Annotated in this window: 13 protein-coding genes and 1 other RNA gene; 11 read left to right on the plus strand and 3 right to left on the minus strand. The window is 66.1% G+C overall.

All coding sequences use genetic code 11. The features are described 5' to 3' along the window. Positions 1-170: 170 nt before the first annotated feature. Together ACCQ06_RS06310 and ACCQ06_RS06315 are read left to right on the plus strand one after the other, a co-directional pair. The gene (locus ACCQ06_RS06310; protein WP_316691323.1) at positions 171-3,137 is read left to right on the plus strand and encodes a TonB-dependent receptor; all 2,967 of its coding nucleotides are present in this window, start codon (positions 171-173) and stop codon (positions 3,135-3,137) included. A 150-nt stretch (positions 3,138-3,287) separates the two neighbouring features. Continuing rightward, entirely contained in the window at positions 3,288-4,235 is a 948-nt protein-coding gene (locus ACCQ06_RS06315) for a glycerophosphodiester phosphodiesterase family protein (protein WP_316691325.1), read from the plus strand. 160 nt (positions 4,236-4,395) lie between these two features. Here ACCQ06_RS06315 and ACCQ06_RS06320 read toward each other — a convergent pair. Continuing rightward, a non-coding RNA gene (locus ACCQ06_RS06320) (sX9 sRNA) lies at positions 4,396-4,471 on the minus strand. Between the two features lie 400 nt (positions 4,472-4,871). On the opposite strand from ACCQ06_RS06320, the gene ACCQ06_RS06325 reads away from it, so the two are divergent. The 6 genes from ACCQ06_RS06325 to pbpC all read left to right on the plus strand — a co-directional run bounded on the left by ACCQ06_RS06325 (position 4,872) and on the right by pbpC (position 14,614). Beyond that, positions 4,872-6,122 carry an efflux RND transporter periplasmic adaptor subunit gene (locus ACCQ06_RS06325; protein WP_316691327.1) on the plus strand — a complete coding sequence of 417 codons (1,251 nt, stop codon included), beginning with the start codon at positions 4,872-4,874 and terminating at the stop codon, positions 6,120-6,122. 18 nt (positions 6,123-6,140) lie between these two features. Beyond that, positions 6,141-6,908, plus strand: a complete 768-nt coding sequence (locus ACCQ06_RS06330) for an ABC transporter ATP-binding protein (RefSeq protein WP_104617468.1) — start codon at positions 6,141-6,143, stop codon at positions 6,906-6,908. Continuing rightward, on the plus strand, positions 6,908-9,349 hold the full coding sequence (locus ACCQ06_RS06335) for an ADOP family duplicated permease (RefSeq protein WP_316692508.1): 2,442 nt from the start codon (positions 6,908-6,910) through the stop codon (positions 9,347-9,349). Before ACCQ06_RS06330 ends, ACCQ06_RS06335 begins: the two co-directional genes overlap by 1 nt. Before the next feature lie 157 nt (positions 9,350-9,506). Then, entirely contained in the window at positions 9,507-10,898 is a 1,392-nt protein-coding gene (locus ACCQ06_RS06340; RefSeq protein ID WP_316691328.1) for a sigma-54-dependent transcriptional regulator, read from the plus strand. A 799-nt stretch (positions 10,899-11,697) separates the two neighbouring features. Then, positions 11,698-12,201 carry a sensor histidine kinase gene (locus tag ACCQ06_RS06345; protein ID WP_316692509.1) on the plus strand — a complete coding sequence of 168 codons (504 nt, stop codon included), beginning with the start codon at positions 11,698-11,700 and terminating at the stop codon, positions 12,199-12,201. Between the two features lie 16 nt (positions 12,202-12,217). Further along, positions 12,218-14,614 (plus strand): penicillin-binding protein 1C, encoded by a 2,397-nt coding sequence (pbpC, locus tag ACCQ06_RS06350; RefSeq protein ID WP_372365286.1) that lies wholly within the window; start codon positions 12,218-12,220, stop codon positions 14,612-14,614. Positions 14,615-15,005: 391 nt separating this feature from the next. Here the strand turns inward: pbpC and ACCQ06_RS06355 are convergent, their stop codons facing one another. After that, positions 15,006-15,566 carry a ferritin-like domain-containing protein gene (locus tag ACCQ06_RS06355; protein ID WP_316691332.1) on the minus strand — a complete coding sequence of 187 codons (561 nt, stop codon included), beginning with the start codon at positions 15,564-15,566 and terminating at the stop codon, positions 15,006-15,008. 42 nt (positions 15,567-15,608) lie between these two features. After that, the gene (locus ACCQ06_RS06360; RefSeq protein ID WP_316691334.1) at positions 15,609-16,091 is read right to left on the minus strand and encodes a peroxiredoxin; all 483 of its coding nucleotides are present in this window, start codon (positions 16,089-16,091) and stop codon (positions 15,609-15,611) included. Positions 16,092-16,254: 163 nt separating this feature from the next. On the opposite strand from ACCQ06_RS06360, the gene ACCQ06_RS06365 reads away from it, so the two are divergent. The 3 genes from ACCQ06_RS06365 (at position 16,255) to pilH (ending at position 18,868) form a co-directional block, all read left to right on the plus strand. Then, the gene (locus ACCQ06_RS06365) at positions 16,255-16,731 is read left to right on the plus strand and encodes an Hsp20/alpha crystallin family protein (RefSeq protein ID WP_104617544.1); all 477 of its coding nucleotides are present in this window, start codon (positions 16,255-16,257) and stop codon (positions 16,729-16,731) included. Positions 16,732-17,136: 405 nt separating this feature from the next. Next, positions 17,137-18,033, plus strand: a complete 897-nt coding sequence (locus ACCQ06_RS06370; protein ID WP_104617545.1) for a DnaJ C-terminal domain-containing protein — start codon at positions 17,137-17,139, stop codon at positions 18,031-18,033. Positions 18,034-18,481: 448 nt separating this feature from the next. Beyond that, positions 18,482-18,868, plus strand: coding sequence for a twitching motility response regulator PilH (pilH, locus tag ACCQ06_RS06375; protein ID WP_104617546.1), 387 nt, complete (start codon positions 18,482-18,484; stop codon positions 18,866-18,868). The last annotated feature ends 502 nt before the right edge of the window (positions 18,869-19,370 follow it).

Below are 19,370 nucleotides of genomic sequence, written 5' to 3' on the forward strand. Positions count from 1 at the left end.
TGACGCGGCAGATCTTTGCCAAGCGTCGGCTACCCTCTTCGCATGTCGCGACATCGCTTCGCATTGTCTTTTGGGTGCGATGCAAGCGACACGCAAGGGTCATTTCTACTGGCTAAGGTGGCCTGCTTTCTCACCGGCGTGGCGCCCTTGCTGCGCGATCTCGAGATTCCATGCAGCGCTCCGATTCGTACCGTTTTCACTTATCCGTTCTGGCCGTCGCCATCGCGGCATGTTCCCCAGCGTTGCAGGCGCAGACCAACGCGGCTTCTGCTAGCGCGCAGCGCACTGTTCCATCGTCGTCTGCGTTACCTGCAAATCCCGCAGGCGCTATCGCGGCACCGGGCGACGCGGTGGGTACCGACTCCGTCGCGTCCTCAGGTGAAATAGCCAACACCGACGCACCGCGCGCGGCCACCAACACCGGCGTGCAAACCCTCGATGCCATGCAGGTCACCGGCGTGCGGCGTGCCAATGCGGCGGCGGTGGAGAGCAAGCGCGCAGCGACCAACATTACCGATGTCATCAGTGCCACCGACGTGCGCGCACTGCCGGACAGCACCATCGTCGAAGCGCTGCGCCGCGTGCCGGGTTTATCCGTATTGCCGGCGACCGACAACGAGCACCCGCGCGACGAAGCGGCCACGCCGGTGTTGCGCGGCCTGGGTCCGTCGTACAACAACGTCACCATCGATGGCTTGACCATCGCCTCGCCCGGCACGCCCAACGGCACGCTCGGCTCGATCACCCGCGGCGTGCGGTTGGATCTGTTGCCGGCCTCGATGGTCAGCGAGTTGCAGGTGGTCAAGACGTTTACGCCGGATCTGGACCCCAACGCCACCGGCGGTGCGATCAATCTCAAGACGCGCAGTGCATTCGAAAACGGCGGCAAGCCGTTCTTCAGTGCCGAAGCGGCGCTGGGCCACGCCAACGATGTCGGCAAGCCGCGCGACCAGGACGACCCGGGCTATCGCTTGAATGCCACCGGCAGCCGCACCTTCGGTAGCGAACAGCAATACGGTTTCACCCTGTCGGCCAACTACCAGACGCTGAGCAGCTACACCGAAACCCATATGACCACCGACACGGTGCATTACGGGTTCTACGACAACAACGGCGTGCTGCAGACCGGCGCCAATCTCGGTAATGGCTGGGCGGTGCCGCAGCAGGACAAGTACTGGTACGTGCAGAATCAGCGCGACCGCTATGGCGTCACCGGCAAGTTCGAAATGCGGCCCAGTGCGGCGCTCGAAGCGTATGCCATGGCCGGCTACTACTATTTCAAGGACAACATGGAGCGCAACGAGGTCATCATCGACCCGCGCAACCGCAATCAGGTGTTCAACCAGACCGCCACCTCCGGCAGGTATCCCGGTGGCGATATCGAAGTGGGATATTCCAACCAGATCGTCACCACGCGCACCAAGGTCGCGCAGCTGGGTACGATCTGGCGGCCGACCGATCGGCAACAGTTTTCCGCGCGCGGGGCGTGGTCGAATGCGACCTACGACGAGCCGATCCGCATGATCAAATACGCCACCGGCATTACCCGCGCCGCAGCGGTGCCGGTGGGCCAGACCGGCAGTGGCGTGACCCTCAATGCCACGCCCAACTATGCGTTCAACTACGACACCTCCGGGTTCGATCAGCGCTTCGGTGTGTCGCCGCAGGCGTATAACAACCTGGATAACTACAGCCTGTCGTACTGGCGGCCGGACTACAAACGCACTGCGGCCGACCGTATTCTCACCGGACGGCTCGATTACGGCTTCAATCAGGGCGAAAGCGATCAGGGCATTGGCTTTGCGGCGGGCGTGGCGTACACCACCGACAAGCCGTCCTACGACATCTATCGTGTCGAGTATCAGCCCAACACCAGCGCGCCGGCCTTCGGCCTGGCCGACGTGGCCGGCACCGGCAGGGCGCCGATGCGTTACGCCGGCTTGAACCTGATCACCATCGATCCGGACAAGGCCAACCGCGTACTGGCAGCAACACCGCTGAGCGCATTCAACAGCACCGACCAGCAGGCCTTCAGCAACCAGGACAACTTCACCCATACCGAAAAGACCTTCGGCAGCTATGGGCTGGTGAGCTATCGCAGCGATCGGCTCAACGTGCAGGCCGGTGTGCATTTCGATAGCACCAAGCTGGACACGGTGGGCCGCCAGCGTCAGCTGGATACCGCGACCAATCGCTACGTCTACGTCGACAATCCGACCAGTGCCGATTACGACTATCTGCTGCCGTCGGCCATCATGACCTACCATCTGACCGACGCGCTGGACCTGCGCGCTGGTGCCAGCCGCACGCTCGGCCGCCCGCCATACGATGCGTACGCGGCGCGCACCTCGATCGGCTTCGTCAACACCACCGACGCCGGCAACCCGAATGCGCAGGGCGTCACCGTCACCATCGGCAACCCGGACATCAAACCGCGCGTGTCCAATAACCTGGATCTGTCGCTGGAATGGCGCCTGCCTGGCGATTTCGATGCGTTCGCCTCCGCTGCCGTGTTCGACAAGCGTATCCAGGACGAGATCTTTACGCTCTCGCGCACCGACAGCTTCAGCTTCGACGGCACCACCTATGCCAATGCCTTGATCAGTACGCCGGCCAATGCCGCCAAGGCGCGCATTCGCGGCGTGGAACTCAACGGCATCGTCAACACCTTGGCGCCGATCGCGCCGTGGCTCAGCGGTGTGGGCTTCAGCGCGAACCTCGCCGTGCTCGATGGCAGCCTGGACGTGCCGTACAGCGTCGGCAGCGGCAGCAATGTCACTCAGCGCGAACGCAAGCTCGACAACCTGGTTGGCCAACCGGACTACACCGCCAACGCCACGCTGTTCTACAACACCGGCGGGTTGGAGCTGCGTGCGGCCTACAACCGGCAGGGCAAGGCCTTGCGGTCCATCGTCAGCAATATCGATTGGCAGGATCTGTACTGGTCGCCGCGCTCGCAGCTGGATTTCACCGCCACCTATGCCATCAGCAAGCAGCTCAGCTTGATCGGCCAGGTCAGCAACATCACCCACAGCCGCATCACCAGCGTGACGGGCCCAGGGCAGAACCTGCTCAAGGACAGTTATTCGGTGCCCACCACCTATTGGTTTGGTCTGCGCTTTACGCCGACGTTTTGAGCGTAGCGCTTGAAATAAAGTCGCCATGGGCCGGATGCCCATGGCGCGCTGGATCGGACGTGCGAGCGGTGCGTCCCGCACCCAGCTTGCATGTGCTTCGCCTGGCGCAGATGCCGTCGGGCGATCAGTCACCCACTTGAGAGTTGTTCAATGACACTACGTTCTGTTGCCACTGTCGCCGCCATGCTGTGCGCGACCCTCGCCAGCCCTGTGAATGCAGCGCCCACCGGTGTCGCGGCGATCCAGGCGCGCTTGACCAACCCGCAAGGCGGCATCGTGGTGGTGGCCCATCGCGGTTGCCACGCGGCCGCGCCGCAGCATGGCTTCACCGACACCGCACCGGAGAACTCGCTGGCGGCGCTGCAGCGGTGCATCGCCATCGGTGCCGATGTGATGGAAACCGACGTGCGCCGCGCCGCCGACGGTACGCTGGTGATGTTGCACGACGCCACCGTGGACCGCACCACCGATGGCACCGGCAAGCTGTCCGAGCTCACGCTGGCCGAGTTGCAAAAGCTGCGGTTGCGCAGCGACGAAGGCGGCGCGCAGGCGGCGCTGACCGACCAGCGCGTAGTCACGCTGGAGCAGATGCTGGCTGCCGCCAAGGGCCACATCCTGCTCAATCTGGACGTCAAGGATGCGATCTACGTGCAGGTGGTCGATGCGGTCACGCGTGCCGGCATGCAGCACCAGGTGATCGTCAAGGCCGAAGCCGGCATTGCGACCTCGCCGCTGGCAGCGATGCAGCCGTTCGACCGCGTGTATTTCTTCCCGATCCTGATCAACGCACACGGCACGGCCGATCTGGCCGCGATCGCCACTGCGCAAACCCGCAATGCGCGCCCGATGGCCTTCGAACTGCCCAGGATGGCCGCCTCGCAATTGCCGGCCTTGGCGGCAGTGAGCAAGGCCCACAACGTGCGTCTGATGGTCAACTCGCTGTGGGAAGGGTTTATCGCGGGCTACGGCGGCGACGCCGATGCCGAGCGCGACCCGGACAAAGTGTGGGGGCGTCTGTACCGCGATGGTGTGTCGATCATCCAGACCGATGCGCCGGAAGCGTTGTTGCGGTATCGGCAGACGCTTGAAAAACGGTAATGGAGATCGCTGTGCGACCAGCTTTGCTGCGGCTGAGCAGAGCGGTTGCGATTGGCGCTGCGGCAATAAGGGCCGCAGTCTGCGCGCAGACAAGCGCAGCGTCTCGTCAGGCACACAAGCGCCAGCGCGTACTTCGATGACATCGATACGCTGAGAGCGCGGCTTACAACCATAGCGAGCAGTCATCAGGTGGGCGTGGATAGCGCACTGAGAACCGGAGTGGACGAGCCGTCCCTGCCGCACCGCGCATCAACCTCAACCGCCTGGCGATGAGCGCAGCGGTGGGTCAGCCGCTCCAAGCCGATCACGCTGCGGCCGATGCCCGATCGAGAGCCTGCATCACCGGCGCCACGCGCTTCGATGCGGCGGCTTGTCGTGCTCGATGAAGCGCGATGCAGCAACCCCTTCTGGACGTGACACGCGCACGTCGTAGAGCCTCGCACCAGCGGCATCCGCACCGCTCGGTTCGCACAACGTTGCCGCGCGCATGCAGGTGCAGGCCGCGTCACTGTCCGGTATCGATGGCGCATGTACGAAATCGTACATCGCAATGCGCGCGTCGAATCGGCGAGTACATTGAAAATCAAGGGGTTGCAGGCCGCTAAGACATGGCACGCGTCCTGCTCTCACCTTGGCATGGATATCGCCAAGTCTCCCAGTCGTTTTCGTCTGCGCCGCCTGCATGTGGGTGCGCTCGTTGGTGGCGCCGTGGTGCTGTCCGCCATCATCGCCGCGGTGGGACTTGGTCGCGCCAGCCCCCGCGTGGAGCGTGCCAGCGTGTGGATCGGCACCGCCGAGCGCGGCGATATGGTGCGCGAGATCCGCGCCACCGGTGTGTTGGTCCCGCGCGACACGCGCTGGATCACCGCTGGCGCGCCGGCCACGTTGGAGCAGGTGGTGGTGCAGGCCGGTAGCCGGGTCGAAGCAGAGACGGTGATCCTGCGCTTGCAAAATCCCGAGCTGGTGGCCAACCAGGAAAAGGCCACGGCGGCATTGGCCGGCGCCGAAGCAGAGGTGTCCGCTGCACGCACCGCATTGGCCTCGCAACTGCTCGATCAACAGGCGCTGCAAGCGCGCGCCAACTCCGATTGGCGCATTGCCGAAGTCAAGACGCAGGCCTATGAGCGCGCACATGCGGCGGGTGTCATTTCGGCAATCGAATTGCGCGAGAGCCAGATCAACGAAGCGCAGCAGCGCGGCCGCGCGCAGATCGAACAGCAGCGCGTTGCCGCATTCCGGCAGAACATGGCCGCCCAGTTGCGTGCCGCGCAGGCACGCCGCGACGAGGTGGCCAGCAGCCTGGCGATCGCGCGTCAGCAACTGGCCGCGCTGCAGGTGCGTGCCGGCATCGCGGGCATCCTGCAGCAGGTCGACGTGGAACCCGGCCAGCAGGTGGCCGCAGGTGCCAAGCTGGCACGGGTGGCGCGACCGGATGAGTTGCTGGCGCGGCTGCAGGTGCCGGAAGTGCTGGCCAAGGATCTGTTGCTGGATCTACCGGTCAGCGTCGATACCCGCAACGGCCTGGTCGCCGGCAGCGTGGTCCGTATCGACCCTGCGGTGCGTAACGGCAGCGTCAGCGTGGACGTGCGCTTCGTGCAGCCGCTGCCTGCCGGCGCCCGGCCGGATCTGTCGGTCGATGGCCGTATCCGGCTTGGCATGCTGCGCGATGTCATCAGCGTCGCGCGCCCTGCGCTGGCCGCGCCGGATTCATCGGCGGCCCTGTTTGTCGTGCAGCCCGGCGGCGATGCCGCCATCCGCGTGCCGGTGCGGTTTGGCGCCGTCTCCAGCGACCGTATCGAAATACGTGCCGGGCTCCGGCCCGGCGACCAACTCATCCTGTCCGATACCAGCCAGTGGGCAACGTTTCCACGGTTGCGTCTACGCTAGACCTTCAAGGAGAGCTCCATGCAGCCCACAGTCACCCCCACCGCCCCGCTGATTCGCCTGCAGGGATTGAGCAAGGTGTTTCACACCGATGAGGTGGAAACCCACGCGCTCGCCGAGATCGCGCTGGATATCGCACCGGGCGATTTTGTTGCGATCACCGGGCCGTCGGGCTGCGGTAAATCCACGCTGCTGTCGATCCTGGGCCTGCTGGATGTGCCCAGCCACGGCGACTACCTGCTGCAGGGCCGCAATGTTGCCGACCTTACCGCCCGCGCGCGTGCCCGCGTGCGCAACGACCATATCGGTTTCATCTTCCAGGCCTTCAACCTCATCGCAGATCTCACCGTCGAAGAAAACGTCGCCTTGCCGCTGACCTATCGCGATGGCGTCAGTGCTGCCGCGCTGCGCCAGCGGGTGCGCGAGGTGCTGGAACTGGTCGGCATGCACCACCGGCAGCGGCACTATCCCGGCCAATTGTCCGGTGGCCAGCAGCAGCGCGTGGCAGTGGCGCGCGCGCTGGTGGGCGAGCCGGCGATCCTGCTCGCCGACGAGCCCACCGGCAATCTCGACACGCGCAACGGCGAGTCCGTGATGCAGTTGCTGGAGCAGCTCAATCTCACCGGCACCACCTTGTGCATGGTCACGCACGATCCCGCGTTTGCGCGCCGGGCCTCGCGGATCGTGCACATGCTCGACGGCCGCATCGTCGACGAAGACACCTTCGAACGCATTCGCCACGCACACGACAGCGTCTTGCCGACGTTGGTCACGGAGCCATCGCCGTGATGGCGCATGCGCTGCTGTGGCGCGAAGCCAGACAATCGTGGCGTGGCCTGTTGCGCCGGCCCGGCTACCTGCTGCTGGCCAGCCTGACCCTGGCGCTGGGCGTGGCGACCACCACTGCGGTGTTCGCGCTGCTGGACCAGGCGTTGCTGGCACCGTTGCCGTTTCCGCAGGCCGAGCAATTGGTCACCTTGGGACGCCCCTCCGAGCAGGGGCGCAACGTGGCCGGGCCGGGCTATTACGCACCGCTGCGCCGCTTGCCGGGGCTGTCGGCTACCGGAATGCTGCGTGCCTGGCCGTTGCCAATCAATATCGCCCGCGGCGATAGCGCCGACGTGGTGCAATCGATCAGCGCAGACCGCGGCTTTTTGCAGACGCTGGGTGTCCGCATGGCGGCCGGGCGCAACTTCGACGATGCAGAAAATCAGCCCGGTGGTCCGCCGGCGGTGATCCTGAGTTACGCATTCTGGCAGCGCTACTTTGGTGCCGACCCGGCGGCGGTGGGGCGCGTGTTGCAGGTGGAAGGCCGGGCGGTCCCAGTGGTCGGCGTGTTGCCGGCGCAGTTTCCGTGGGCCCAGCCGTTCGATCTGATCCAGACCATGCAGCCGGACCTGGCCACCACCAATCTCTCCACCAACGAAATCATCGTCGGGCGGTTGAAGCCGGGTGTGCGTCCGGAGCAGGCCTCTGCGCAGGTGGCAGTGGCTTTGGAGACTGCACTGCGCACCAATCCCGGCATGACCGACACCTGGTTTCAGGAACTTCAGCGGCATCCGGCCAACGCGTTGCCGCTGAAGAACGCGCTGTATGGCGCCAACAGCGGCAACACGCTGTGGTTGTTTTTTGCCGCCGCGGCATGCGTGCTGGTGATTGCTGCGGTGAATCTGGTCAGCCTGATGGCGTTGCGCGTACTCGGCCGCAGTCATGACAGCGCCGTGCGTGCGGCGCTCGGTGCATCGCTGGGTCGGCTGAGCCTGCCCGCACTGGCCGAAGGTGTGTTGATCGGTCTGATCGGCAGCCTGGGCGGTGTGCTGCTGGCGTGGATCGGCCTGCGCCTGTTGGGCAGCTGGGTGCCGGTGATGTGGTTGCGCGGGGACAGTGCGCATCTCACTGGCGGCAGTGCGCTGTTTGCGCTGCTGGCAGGGATCGGCACTGCCGTGCTCGCGGCCGTGTTCGGTGTCGCGCGCAATCGCAACCGCAACCTGGTGCTGGAACTGGTCGGCGGGGGGCGCGGCGGATGGAGCCTGCAGGCCGGGCGCTTGGCGCGTGCGTTGGTGGTGGTGCAGGTGGCGATTGCCGTGGTGTTGTTGGTCGGGGCGGCCTTGTTTGCACGCTCGCTGCAGCAACTCTCACAGGTGCCGATGGGCTTCGAAAGCAGGGCCGCAGCCATCTTTACCCTGGCACCGGTCAAGCAGCGCTACGCCACGGCGGCGGACGCGGTGGAGCAGGCGCGCCGCATCGTCGAACGCTTGCAGCGCGAGCCGGGGATTGCGCTGGCAGGCGTCTCCACCAATCCACCCACCACCACGCAGCTGAGCTGGAGCGTGTCGACCGCGCAGGCGCCGTCGTTCAATACGCAATACCGCCTGGTCACGCCGGGATTTATGGAAGTCTTTCAGATCCCGCTGCTTGCCGGCCGCGCGATCGGCAGCAACGACACCGCCGGCGCTGAAAAAGTCTGCCTGGTCAGTGCGTCGTTTGCGCAGCGCTATCTGGGCAATGACGCCATCGGCAAGCAGGTGGTGCTGGAAGACGACGGCAGCGGGAAGCGCGTGCCCATGCGTGTGGTGGGGGTGGTCGGGGACGTCCGCCAGGCCGGGCCCACCGAGCCTGCGCCACCGATGGTCTATCAGCCGTTGGCGCAGATGAGCGATGCGATGTATCAGATCCTGCGCAGCTTCGGCGGCTTGACCTATGCGGTGCAATTGCGTGCCCAGGCGCAGCGTGTGGACGAGCGAGCCTTGCGCAGCGCCATTGCCGAGGTCGCCCCGCAGCAACCCATCGCCGGGCTGGAATCCATGCAAACCGTGGTCGCCACCACCACCAGCGATCAGAAGCTCAACCTGTTGCTGGTTGGGTTGCTTGCCGGGCTGGCGTTACTGCTTGCCGTGGTCGGCCTGTACGCGGTGATGGCGGTGGCGGTGACCGCGCGGCGGCATGAGTTCGGTGTGCGTGCCGCGATGGGCGCCTCGTCCGCGCGCTTGCTGGGCCAGGTGCTGCGCGAAGCGGCGCTGCAGCTCAGTGTTGGCCTGGCGATCGGTTTGGGCATCGCCATGGCGCTTTCACGCGTGCTGCAACGGTTCTTGTTCGATGTACGGGTGGCCGACCCCTTGGCCATTGGTGGCGTACTGCTGGCACTGAGCCTGGCCGGCCTGCTCGCCGCGTTGGTCCCGGCCTGGCGCGCGGCGTGCGTGTCGCCGATGCAGGCATTGCGGCTGGAATGACCACATGCACCGCTCCACCGACCCGCGGGCAAGCCGCATACACGATACAGTTGCGCACGCATGCAGCAGCGTTAGCGCTGGTGGGCGCTGCAGCCCCATGCGGGGCATGCGCAGCGCACTGTGCCGCGATCCGGCGCGTGGCCGCTAGACTCTGCACATGACGGTTCCTTCAACCCCCGCCGCCCGCATCCTGGTGGTCGACGACCAGCCCGACGTCCGCGAGGCGATGCGGCTGCTGCTCAAGAGCGCCGGCTACGGCATGGTCGGCGCGGAGTCGCCGGAGGTCGCGTTGGGTTGCCTGCGTGGCGACACCTTTGCCGCGGTGCTGGTGGACATGAATTACCGCCGCGACACCACCTCGGGCGAGGAAGGGCTGGGCTTGATCGCGCAGATCGCCGCGCACTGGCCGGGGTTGCCGGTGATTGCGATGACGGCCTGGGCGAGCGTCGGGCTGGCGGTCAACGCCATGCAGCATGGTGCGGTGGATTTTGTCGAAAAGCCCTGGCAGAACGCGCGCGTATTGAGTGTGCTGGAGAGCCGCATCGCGCTGGACCGTAGCCGCCGCAGCGAGCGCCACCTCAGCCAGGCGCAGGCGTTGCGGCTGCAGGAAGCGGCCGGCGGCTTCATCGCCGAGTCGCCGGTGATGCGCCGCCTGCTCGACGATCTGTCGCGCATTGCCAAGAGCGATGTCGGCGTGCTGTTGCTCGGCGAAAACGGCACCGGCAAGAGTGTGGTGGCCGAGCTGCTGCATCAATGGTCCGCACGGCATGCGCAGCCCCTGATCAAGGTCAATATCGGCGGGCTGGCCGCCAGCGTGTTCGAGTCGGAGATGTTCGGCCATGTGCGTGGCGCGTTCACCGATGCGCGCCAGGACCGCAGCGGCCGCTTCGAGCTGGCCGATGGCGGCACGTTGTTCCTCGACGAAATCGGCAACCTGCCGCTGGAACAACAGGCCAAGCTGTTGCGGGCGATCGAAGACGGCGAGTTCGAACGGGTCGGCGCCTCGCGCACCCAGCGCGTGGATGTGCGCATCGTGGCGGCAACCAACGCCGATCTGGAGGCCGATGTCGCTGCCGGGCGCTTCCGCCAAGATCTGTTGTATCGCCTCAATACGTTTCAGCTACGCGTGCCGCCACTGCGCGAACGCCACGACGACATCCTGCCGCTCGCCAGGCACTACCTGGCTGCGGCGTGCACGCGTTATCGGCGGGCCTTGCCCACGCTGGCGCGCGATGCCGAGCAGGCCTTGCTCGGCTACGCATGGCCGGGCAACGTGCGCGAACTGGCGCATGCGATGGAGCGCGCCGCGCTGCTGGTCGATGGCAACGTCATCGGTGCCCAGGACCTGCGTATGCCTACCGTGCCCCATGACGCAACGACTGTGGCAGCACGCATGACCCTGGATCAGGCCGAGGCGCTGCTGCTGCGCACCGCACTGGCCGACCAGCAGGGCAACCTGCAGCGCGCCGCAGAGCAGTTGGGTATCACCCGGCAAAGCCTGTATCGGCGCATCGGCAAGCACGGGCTGCGTGGCGACGATGTCGGGTAAACCCTTGCGCTGGCAACCGTGGTGGGTGGCCGTGCCCGCGCTGCTCGCACTGGCGGTCGTGCTGTGTGTGGGAGCGCCGGCGGCCACCGAGGCCGTGCTGTTGCTCGCCTGCGTGGTCCTGCTTACGGCCGCGGTGGTGCGCCTGCGTCAGCGTCGTGACGGTCACCGCCACCGCACGCTGGCCGGATTGCTGGACGCATTGCGCGAGGGCGACTACAGCGTGCGCGCCGTTTCGGTTGCCGGCAGCGATGCCATGCTGTTTGCGCGCTTTAATTTGCTGGCGCAACGGTTGCAGGACGAGCAGCGCGACGTACACGAAAGCCTGCAACTGTTGAGCAAGACATTGGCGGCGCTGGACGGTGCGGTGTTCGCCTTCGAGCAGGACTGGCGTCTGCGCCTGGTCAACCCGGCCGGCGAGCGTTTGTTGGGTGCCACGGCCGAGGCGCTGCTGGGCCGCTCCGCCGAAGCGCTTGGGTTGTCGGCGTTGTTCGCGGTGCCCTCCGGAAGCATCCACGTGCAGACATTCGCCGGCCAGCAGGGGCGCTGGCAGGTAGGGCATGCGGCCTTGCGCAGCCGCAGCCAGGCCGGTCATCTATTGGTGCTGCAGCCGATGGAGCGCGCCTTGCGCGATGAAGAGGCGCAGGCATTCCGGCGCTTGCTGCGTGTGCTCAGCCATGAGATCAACAACTCGTTGGCGCCGATCGGCTCGATTGCCGACACCCTGGCGCGCATGGTGCCGCCACCGTCAGCGGTGGTGGATGCGGAGCTGCACACCGATCTGCGCGGCGGGCTGGCGGTGATCGAGCAGCGCAGCGCCGCACTGCAGCGCTTTCTTGGCGGCTATGCACGCCTGGCGCGCCTGCCCGCACCGAGCGTAATGCCAGTTGCGCTGCAACCGCTGTGCGCGCGCGTGCAACATCTGCTCGACGACCCACGCCTGTGCATCGACATCGCACCTGCGCTGCAGGTGCAGGCCGATGCAGATCAACTGGAGCAGGTGCTGATCAATCTGGTGCGCAATGCGCTGGAGGCCGGTGGGCAGGCACAGGTCTGGCTACGCGCGCGGGGCGGCGACACCGACGCCTGCATCGAGATCGTCGACGGTGGTGCCGGGCTCCCGCCCAGCGACAACCTGTTTGTGCCGTTCTTCACCACCAAGCCTGGCGGTTCCGGCATCGGGTTGGTGCTGTCGCGGCAGATCATCGAAGCCCAAGGCGGCAGTCTGAGCCTGCACGCACGCACCGACGCGCCTGGCACAGTGGCCGAAATTCGCGTGCCACTGCATGCTTTGCGCGATGGATGATCCACGCACCGACACAATGAGCACCACGACACAGGACTGTGTGGCCGAGCACAAGGCAGTGACGCACACACGCAGGTACCACTGGCGACGGTGGCTACGCTGGAGCGCAGCGGCGGTGCTGGCCATGGTGCTGGTGCTGGACCTGGCTTTCCCGCTGCCGCTGCCCAAATCGCGCGACACCTCCACCCTGGTGGTGGCGCGCGATGGCACACCGTTGCGCGCGTTCGCCGATCGCAACGGTGTGTGGCGCTATCCGGCCAGCCCGGACACGGTGTCGCCGCTGTATCTGCAGGCTTTGTTGAACTACGAAGACCGCTGGTTCTGGCGGCATCCCGGCGTCAACCCGTGGGGTTTGTTGCGTGCCGGCGGGCAGTGGTTGGGGCAGGGGCGCATCGTCTCCGGCGGTTCGACCTTGACCATGCAGGTGGCGCGCATTCTGGACCCGCATACGCGCACGCCATGGGGCAAGGCCAAGCAGTTGCTGCGCGCGCTGCAGCTGGAAGCGCATCTGAGCAAGCGCGAGATTCTCACCCTGTATCTGGAGCGCGCGCCCTACGGCGGCACCATCGAAGGCGTGGACGCGGCCAGTTGGGCGTACCTGGGCAAGCCGGCCACTGCCTTGTCGCAGGCCGAAGCGGCGTTGCTGGCGGTGTTGCCGCAATCGCCCAGCCGGCTGCGTCCGGACCGTCACCCTGAAGCGGCGCAGCGTGCGCGCGACAAGGTGCTCGATCGCATGGTGGAGCTGGGCGTGTGGTCGCGCGCGCAGGTCGACGATGCCCGCATCGAGCCGGTGGTGACGCGCGCGCTCAAGCCGCCCTTGCATGCCGCGCTGCTGGCGCAGCGGTTGCATAGCGCGCAACCGCGCACCGCACGCATCGTCACCACGCTGGATGCGGAATTGCAGCGCACGCTGGAAGAACGCGTGGCCACGTATTTTTCGCAACTGCCCGAGCGCACTTCGGCCGCCTTGCTGGTGGTCGACAACGCCACGATGGAAGCGCGCGCCTATGTCGGCTCGGCCAGCTTCGGCGATCGCAAACGGCTTGGCCATGTGGACATGGTGCAGGCCTGGCGCTCGCCCGGCTCCACGCTCAAACCGTTTCTGTACGGCATGGCGCTGGACGATGGCTTGATCCATTCGGAAAGTCTGCTGGTGGACGCGCCGCAGAGCTTCGGCGACTACCGGCCCGGCAACTTCGATGCCGCGTTCAACGGACCGGTGAGTGCGGCCACCGCATTGCGCTTGTCCTTGAATGTGCCGGCGGTGGACCTGCTTGATCGCATCGGCCCGGCACGCTTTGCCGCGCGGCTGTCCAATGCCGGCATTGCGCTGCACTTCCCGCGTGGCAGCACGCCATCGCTGGCGTTGATCCTGGGCGGCACCGGCGCGCAATTGCAGGAATTGGTGGGCGCGTTCGCGGCGCTCAATCGTGGCGGTATCGCCGGGCGCGTGCGCTACACGCCGGACGATGCACGGATCGATCGACGGTTGATGTCGCCGGGCGCGGCCTGGATCGTGCGCGAGATTTTGCAGAGCAATCCGCGCCCCGGCTACGGCAGCGGCACCTTCGATACCGCCGCACGCCCGGGGGTGGCCTGGAAGACCGGCACCAGTTACGGCTACCGCGATGCCTGGGCCATCGGCGGCACACGGCGCTATACCGTAGGTGTGTGGGTTGGCCGCCCGGATGGCACGCCGTTGCCGGGCCAGTACGGTGCGGTGACCGCATTGCCGCTGATGTTCGAAGTCATCGATGCATTGCCGCGCAACGCTGGCGACAGTGCGCCGCTGCCGATGCCGGCCACGGTGCAGTCCAGGGAGATCTGCTGGCCGCTCGGCGGTGCGCTGGAGCAGACGCCGCCGCCACTGTGCGCGCGGCGTGCCGAGGCCTACGCACTGGATGGCGCGCTGCCCCCCACGTTTGCCGAACGCGATGCGCGGTTGTGGCAAAGCGGGCGGCTGCAGTTCGAGGTGGATGCGCACAGCGGCCAGCGCCTGTCGCAGGAGTGCACCCAGCCACATGCGCGCACGCCACGCGCATTGGCACGCTGGCCGGCACTGGTGTCGCCCTGGCTCAGCGCGGCCGAACGCACCGCCGCGCAGCTGCCGCCGTTGGCACCGGACTGCCTACCGGACGGGCGCATGACCGGCGGCGGCGTGCTGCGCATCGATGGATTGAGCGACCGCGCCACGTTGGCCCGCGCAAACGACACCGCACGCCCGGTGCGCCTGCAGTTGCGTGCGCTGGGCAGCGAAGCGCGCATCGACTGGCTGCTGGACGGTCGCTGGATTGCACAGACCGATGGGCGCCAGGGATTTCAGCGCGACTTTGCCGAAGTGGGAGAGCACACGCTCACCGCCATGGCCAGCGACGGCGCCTGGACCCAGGTGCGGTTCCGCGTCTTGCGTTGAGTGGGCTCCTACGCGGACCATGGTTTCTGCCACCGTCTGCACCAGACCACAAACCCAAACAAGGCGCCCAACGGCGCCCTGTTTGTATTGCGTTTTCGATGCCGCAGCCGCATCGGCGTAATCAGCAAGGCCCGGCAAGCCAGCACCCTCTCACCGCAATGGCCGGCGACAATGCTTTGACGAAGTTGCGGGCATACCGACGTACCCGTAGGAGCGCACCCGGGCGCGATGGGGCGTTAACGGTAAGGCTTCATCGCGCCCAGGTGCGCTCCTACGCGGGGCATGGTTGCGACCCACACCCCTCCAAAAAAACAGGACGCCCACTGGCGCCCTGTTTGTGTTGCGTCTTCGATGCATTCGCATCGGCGCACTCAGCACCGACGCAACGCACTCACTCGCCGATCCAGCCTTCCAGCATGTCGGCAAATTCGTCGGCATGCTCTTCTTCCTGGGCCAGGATGCTTTCCAGGATGCGCTTGGTGGTGGTGTCCTTGTCGCCGATGAAGTCGATCATCTCGCGATAGCTGTCGATGGCGATCCGCTCGGCGATCAGGTTTTCCCTGACCATGTCGCGCAGATCGGTGCCTTCCTTGTATTCGGCGTGCGAGCGCTTGGTCAGCGTGTCCGGATTGAGATCCGGTTCGCCGCCCAGCTGCACGATGCGCTCGGCCAGCTTGTGCGCGTGCGCCTGTTCCTGCTGCGCATGCTCCAGGAACTCGCCCTTGACCGCGTCGGCAAGCATGCCCTTGGCCATGAAGTAGTGGCGGTAATAGCGCAGCGTGCACACATATTCGGTTGCGAGCGCGGTGTTGAGCAGTTCGATCACCTTCTCGCGATCGGCGTGGTAGCTCTCGGTAATGGCGCCGTCTTCGATGCTCTGGCGTGCGCGTGCGCGCAAGGTGGCGGTATCGGTGATACCGGCGGGGTTTTTGCTGGCTGGCTGATCAGACATGGCTGGCCGTTTTCCTTCTGAGTGGACGGGGGAATCGCTTTTTCAATCAGGTAAATGCTGCAGCACGTAATCGGCCGCAGACACCTTGAACTCGCCGGGTTCTTCGACGAACAAGGCCTTGACCACGCCGTCGTCGGCATACAACGCATAGCGACGCGAGCGCAGGCCCATGCCCGAACCGCTTACGTCGATTTCAAGGCCTAGCGCGCGAACCAGTTCGGCGTTGCCGTCGGGCACCAGGTGCAGACCATCGGGAACCAGCTGGCTGCGACCCCAGGCCTGCATCACGAACGGGTCGTTGACGGCGGTGCACAACACGTCGATGCCGCGTTTGCGGAATTCTTCGAAGTGCTCCACATATCCCGGCAAGTGTTTGGCCGAGCAGGTCGGCGTGAATGCGCCCGGCACTGCAAACAGCAGCACCTTGCGGCCGGCGAACAAGCGATGCGTGTCGACCGCTTCGATGCCTTCGCGCATGCGCTTGAGCACCACTTCGGGAATGCTGTCACCAACGGCGATGGTCATGGGGCTGGTCTCTGTGTGGCTGAACGAATTCTAGAAAAGGGCAGGGGAAAAGCGCGTCAACGCGCTTGAAATCCGCACGGCCACGCCTATTTGACGCACATGGCCGGCGCGGTGGTGCATGCCGCAACCGCCGGTCCTTCACCCAACCTTTTGGAGGCTTGCAATGAACATCGTTCGTTATCCCCAGTGGCCCACGCACGCCCTGCAAAACGAGATCAAGCACGTGTTCGACCGTTTCTTCGAACAGAACAGCGATACCGACGAATCGGCCGTGGTCACCGCCCAATGGGTGCCGCGCGTGGACATCAAGGAGGAGCCCAATCACTTCGTGCTGTATGCCGACCTGCCGGGCATCGACCCCAGCCAGATCGAGGTGCAGATGGACAAGGGCATCCTGTCGATCAAGGGCGAGCGCAAGAGCGAGTCCAGCACCGAGACAGAACGCTTCTCGCGCATCGAACGCCGCTACGGCAGCTTCCACCGCCGCTTCGCATTGCCCGACAGCGCCGATGCCGACGGCATCACCGCTGCCGGTCATAACGGCGTGCTGGAGATCCGCATTCCCAAGCGCCCGGCAGCGACCCCGCGTCGCATTCAGGTGGGCAACGGGCAGGACACCGGCGGCAGCACGGTGCAGTAAGCGTCATCGCAGCGGCTGCCTGCGCGATGGCAGCTGGTCTGGACTGTGGCCGGGGTGTACATGACATCCCGGCCCGCCCGGCCAGTTACCGGCGACCGGCATTGCGGCGTGCTGCGAGGCGCGCGCTTCCAGGTAGTGGACCTGGAGCGAGGTCACCGACTTCGCTCCCAGGCGACGGCCGCGCCGTAGAATAGGCGCGGTCGCCCGCCCGGCTGCGAAGAGATCGGCCAGCAACCCAGTTGCGTGACCGCCACGCGGGCGCGGTTGGTGTCTGGAGTCGGCAGGTACAGCACATGCCTACGATTCCCACCGCCCGCGCCATGCATGGCCGTCCCCACTGGTGTCTGCCTCTCGAACTGGCTCGTGGCCCTGGCTGCGGGCCGTTTTTTTTCCAGAGGTGAATAGATGGAATTCAAGGATTACTACGCAACGCTGGGCGTGGAGCCCAGCGCAGGCGATGCGGAGATCAAGACCGCGTACCGCCGATTGGCGCGCAAGTATCACCCCGACGTCAGCAAGGAAGCCGGCGCCGAAGACAAATTCAAGGCGATCAACGAAGCCTACGAGGCGCTGCGCGATCCGCAAAAGCGCAAGGCCTACGACCAGTTGAAGGCGCAGGGCTATCGCCCGGGCGACGAGTTCCAGGCACCGCCCAGCCACGGCGGCGGGCAGGGCTTCGACTATGAAGAAGTGTTCGGCAATGGCGGCGCCGGTGGCGGCTTCAGCGACTTTTTCGAAAGCCTGTTCGCCGGCCAGCGCGGCGGCCGCCCGCGCGGCCCGGGTGCCGGTCCCGGCGCAGGGCCGGGGCCGCAGGCGCGCGGCGACACCCGCGCCAAGCTGGCGGTACCGCTGGAAGCGGTGCATTCGGGCGACAGCGTCCGTATCACCATCAACGGCAAGCAGCTGGACGTGCGCGTGCCCAAGGGAGTGCAGCCCGGCCAGGTGATTCGCCTGAGCGGGCAGGGCAACGGCGGCGGCAATCTGCTGCTGGAGATCGAATACGCCGCGCACCCGCAGTTCGAGGTGGACGGGCGCAACATCCTCTACACCCTGCAGGTCATGCCCTGGCAGGCGGCGCTGGGCACCACCATCAGCGTGCCCACCCTGGGCGGCTCGGTGGAATTGAAGGTGCCCGCCGATTCGGATGCCGGTCGCAAACTGCGCCTGCGCGGCCGCGGCCTGCCGGGTACCACCCCGGGCGATCAGATCGTGGAACTGGAAATCCTGGCTCCGGCCCCCACCGACGACGCGCAGAAAAAGGCCTACCGCAACCTGGCCAAGGCCTTCGGCGAGACGGTGTGAGGTCCACAGGCGCCTCTCTTCGTAGAGGGGCGCTGAGGTCCAGATGTCTCGCCCGTCGCACCGCGCGAGCCTCCCGATATGAGACGGCGCGAAAGCCCCTCTCCTGCGGGAGAGGGGGTGGGGTGAGGGTACGGCCGCCCGGTGCGGCTGCCGGCGTCAGTCAACTTCGGCCGGGCGCCACGTCAATGGCAGACGCTGCGCCCAGCGAGCGAAGCTGGATCGACGCACTCTTCCCGCAGTCAGCCCCAGCGGCGCCCGTCGCCGAAGCGCGGCCTCTCGCCTGCACCTCGCTTCCAACCCCTCACCGCCCACCACGGTGCACAGGAGTGCGAAGACGAGCACGGCTTGCGCCGCGGCGCAGCACAGGCTTCGACCATCGCGCTATCGCCCCCAGCTACCGAAAGCACTGCCGGCGCACTACACTCGCCGCGCACACTAGGGGAAACACATGGCACGCATTTTGATCGTCGACGACTCGCCGTCGCAGCTGCTGGGGATTCAGCGCATCGTCGAGAAGTTGGGACACGAAACCATCACCGCCACCGATGGCGCCGCCGGCGTGGAAGCGGCCAAGGAGTCGCTGCCGGATCTGGTGTTGATGGACGTGGTCATGCCCAACCTCAACGGCTTCCAGGCCACGCGCACGCTCAAGCGCGAGCCCACCACCCAGCACATCCCGGTGATCCTGGTGACCACCAAGGACCAGGACACCGACCGCATGTGGGGCATGCGCCAAGGCGCGCGCGCCTACATCACCAAGCCGTTTTCCGAAGACGAGCTGCTGGAAGTGATGGAGCGGGTGTTCAATCAGAAGGACGAGCCGCCGAAGGGGTGATCGCAGAGATCCGCGGCAACTGCGCCGGGAGTCTCGGGCGAACAGGCGATGACTTCCGGCGTCATCGCCGTAGCGAACGACAAACGCCTCGCTGCGAACCGGCAATTGCCAGCGGTCTGCGCTCGTGCGTGCTTGCCATCGGGCGCGTCCGGTGCGGCAACGCTTGATGGGGGGCTCGTTGTCTCGCCGCTCCGCTGTATTGCAGCACCCAGTTCTCCGCCGCTGCCCACGATGTCGATGACAGTGCACGACGGGCCGCAGCTAATCATCGCTGCCGTGCCATCGCTGCATCGAGCCCGAAGCGCGCCTGCGCGATGGCACCCGCAAGACGCCTGGCTGCCGCGCGGGTTTAGCAGGCACAGCGCAATCAATCGGGTGGTCGATAGTCGGTCACATGCCTGCAAGCGCGACATTGCATGCGCTGTCAAAGCGCAGCGCCATGCGAGCGATGTGCCACGGCAGTGCTGTCCTCGATCAGCAGCCGTCCATTCCAGTACCAGCC

Source organism: Xanthomonas sp. NCPPB 4467 (genome assembly GCF_041475665.2).
GTDB lineage: Bacteria > Pseudomonadota > Gammaproteobacteria > Xanthomonadales > Xanthomonadaceae > Xanthomonas > Xanthomonas dyei.

Coding starts and splice junctions, on each gene's coding strand:
- ACCQ06_RS06310 (WP_316691323.1), top strand. CDS start 171: ATGCAGCGCTCCGATTCGTACCGTTTTCACTTATCCGTTCTGGCCGTC.
- ACCQ06_RS06315 (WP_316691325.1), top strand. CDS start 3,288: ATGACACTACGTTCTGTTGCCACTGTCGCCGCCATGCTGTGCGCGACC.
- ACCQ06_RS06325 (WP_316691327.1), top strand. CDS start 4,872: ATGGATATCGCCAAGTCTCCCAGTCGTTTTCGTCTGCGCCGCCTGCAT.
- ACCQ06_RS06330 (WP_104617468.1), top strand. CDS start 6,141: ATGCAGCCCACAGTCACCCCCACCGCCCCGCTGATTCGCCTGCAGGGA.
- ACCQ06_RS06335 (WP_316692508.1), top strand. CDS start 6,908: ATGGCGCATGCGCTGCTGTGGCGCGAAGCCAGACAATCGTGGCGTGGC.
- ACCQ06_RS06340 (WP_316691328.1), top strand. CDS start 9,507: ATGACGGTTCCTTCAACCCCCGCCGCCCGCATCCTGGTGGTCGACGAC.
- pbpC (WP_372365286.1), top strand. CDS start 12,218: ATGAGCACCACGACACAGGACTGTGTGGCCGAGCACAAGGCAGTGACG.
- ACCQ06_RS06355 (WP_316691332.1), bottom strand. CDS start 15,566: ATGTCTGATCAGCCAGCCAGCAAAAACCCCGCCGGTATCACCGATACC.
- ACCQ06_RS06360 (WP_316691334.1), bottom strand. CDS start 16,091: ATGACCATCGCCGTTGGTGACAGCATTCCCGAAGTGGTGCTCAAGCGC.
- ACCQ06_RS06365 (WP_104617544.1), top strand. CDS start 16,255: ATGAACATCGTTCGTTATCCCCAGTGGCCCACGCACGCCCTGCAAAAC.
- ACCQ06_RS06370 (WP_104617545.1), top strand. CDS start 17,137: ATGGAATTCAAGGATTACTACGCAACGCTGGGCGTGGAGCCCAGCGCA.
- pilH (WP_104617546.1), top strand. CDS start 18,482: ATGGCACGCATTTTGATCGTCGACGACTCGCCGTCGCAGCTGCTGGGG.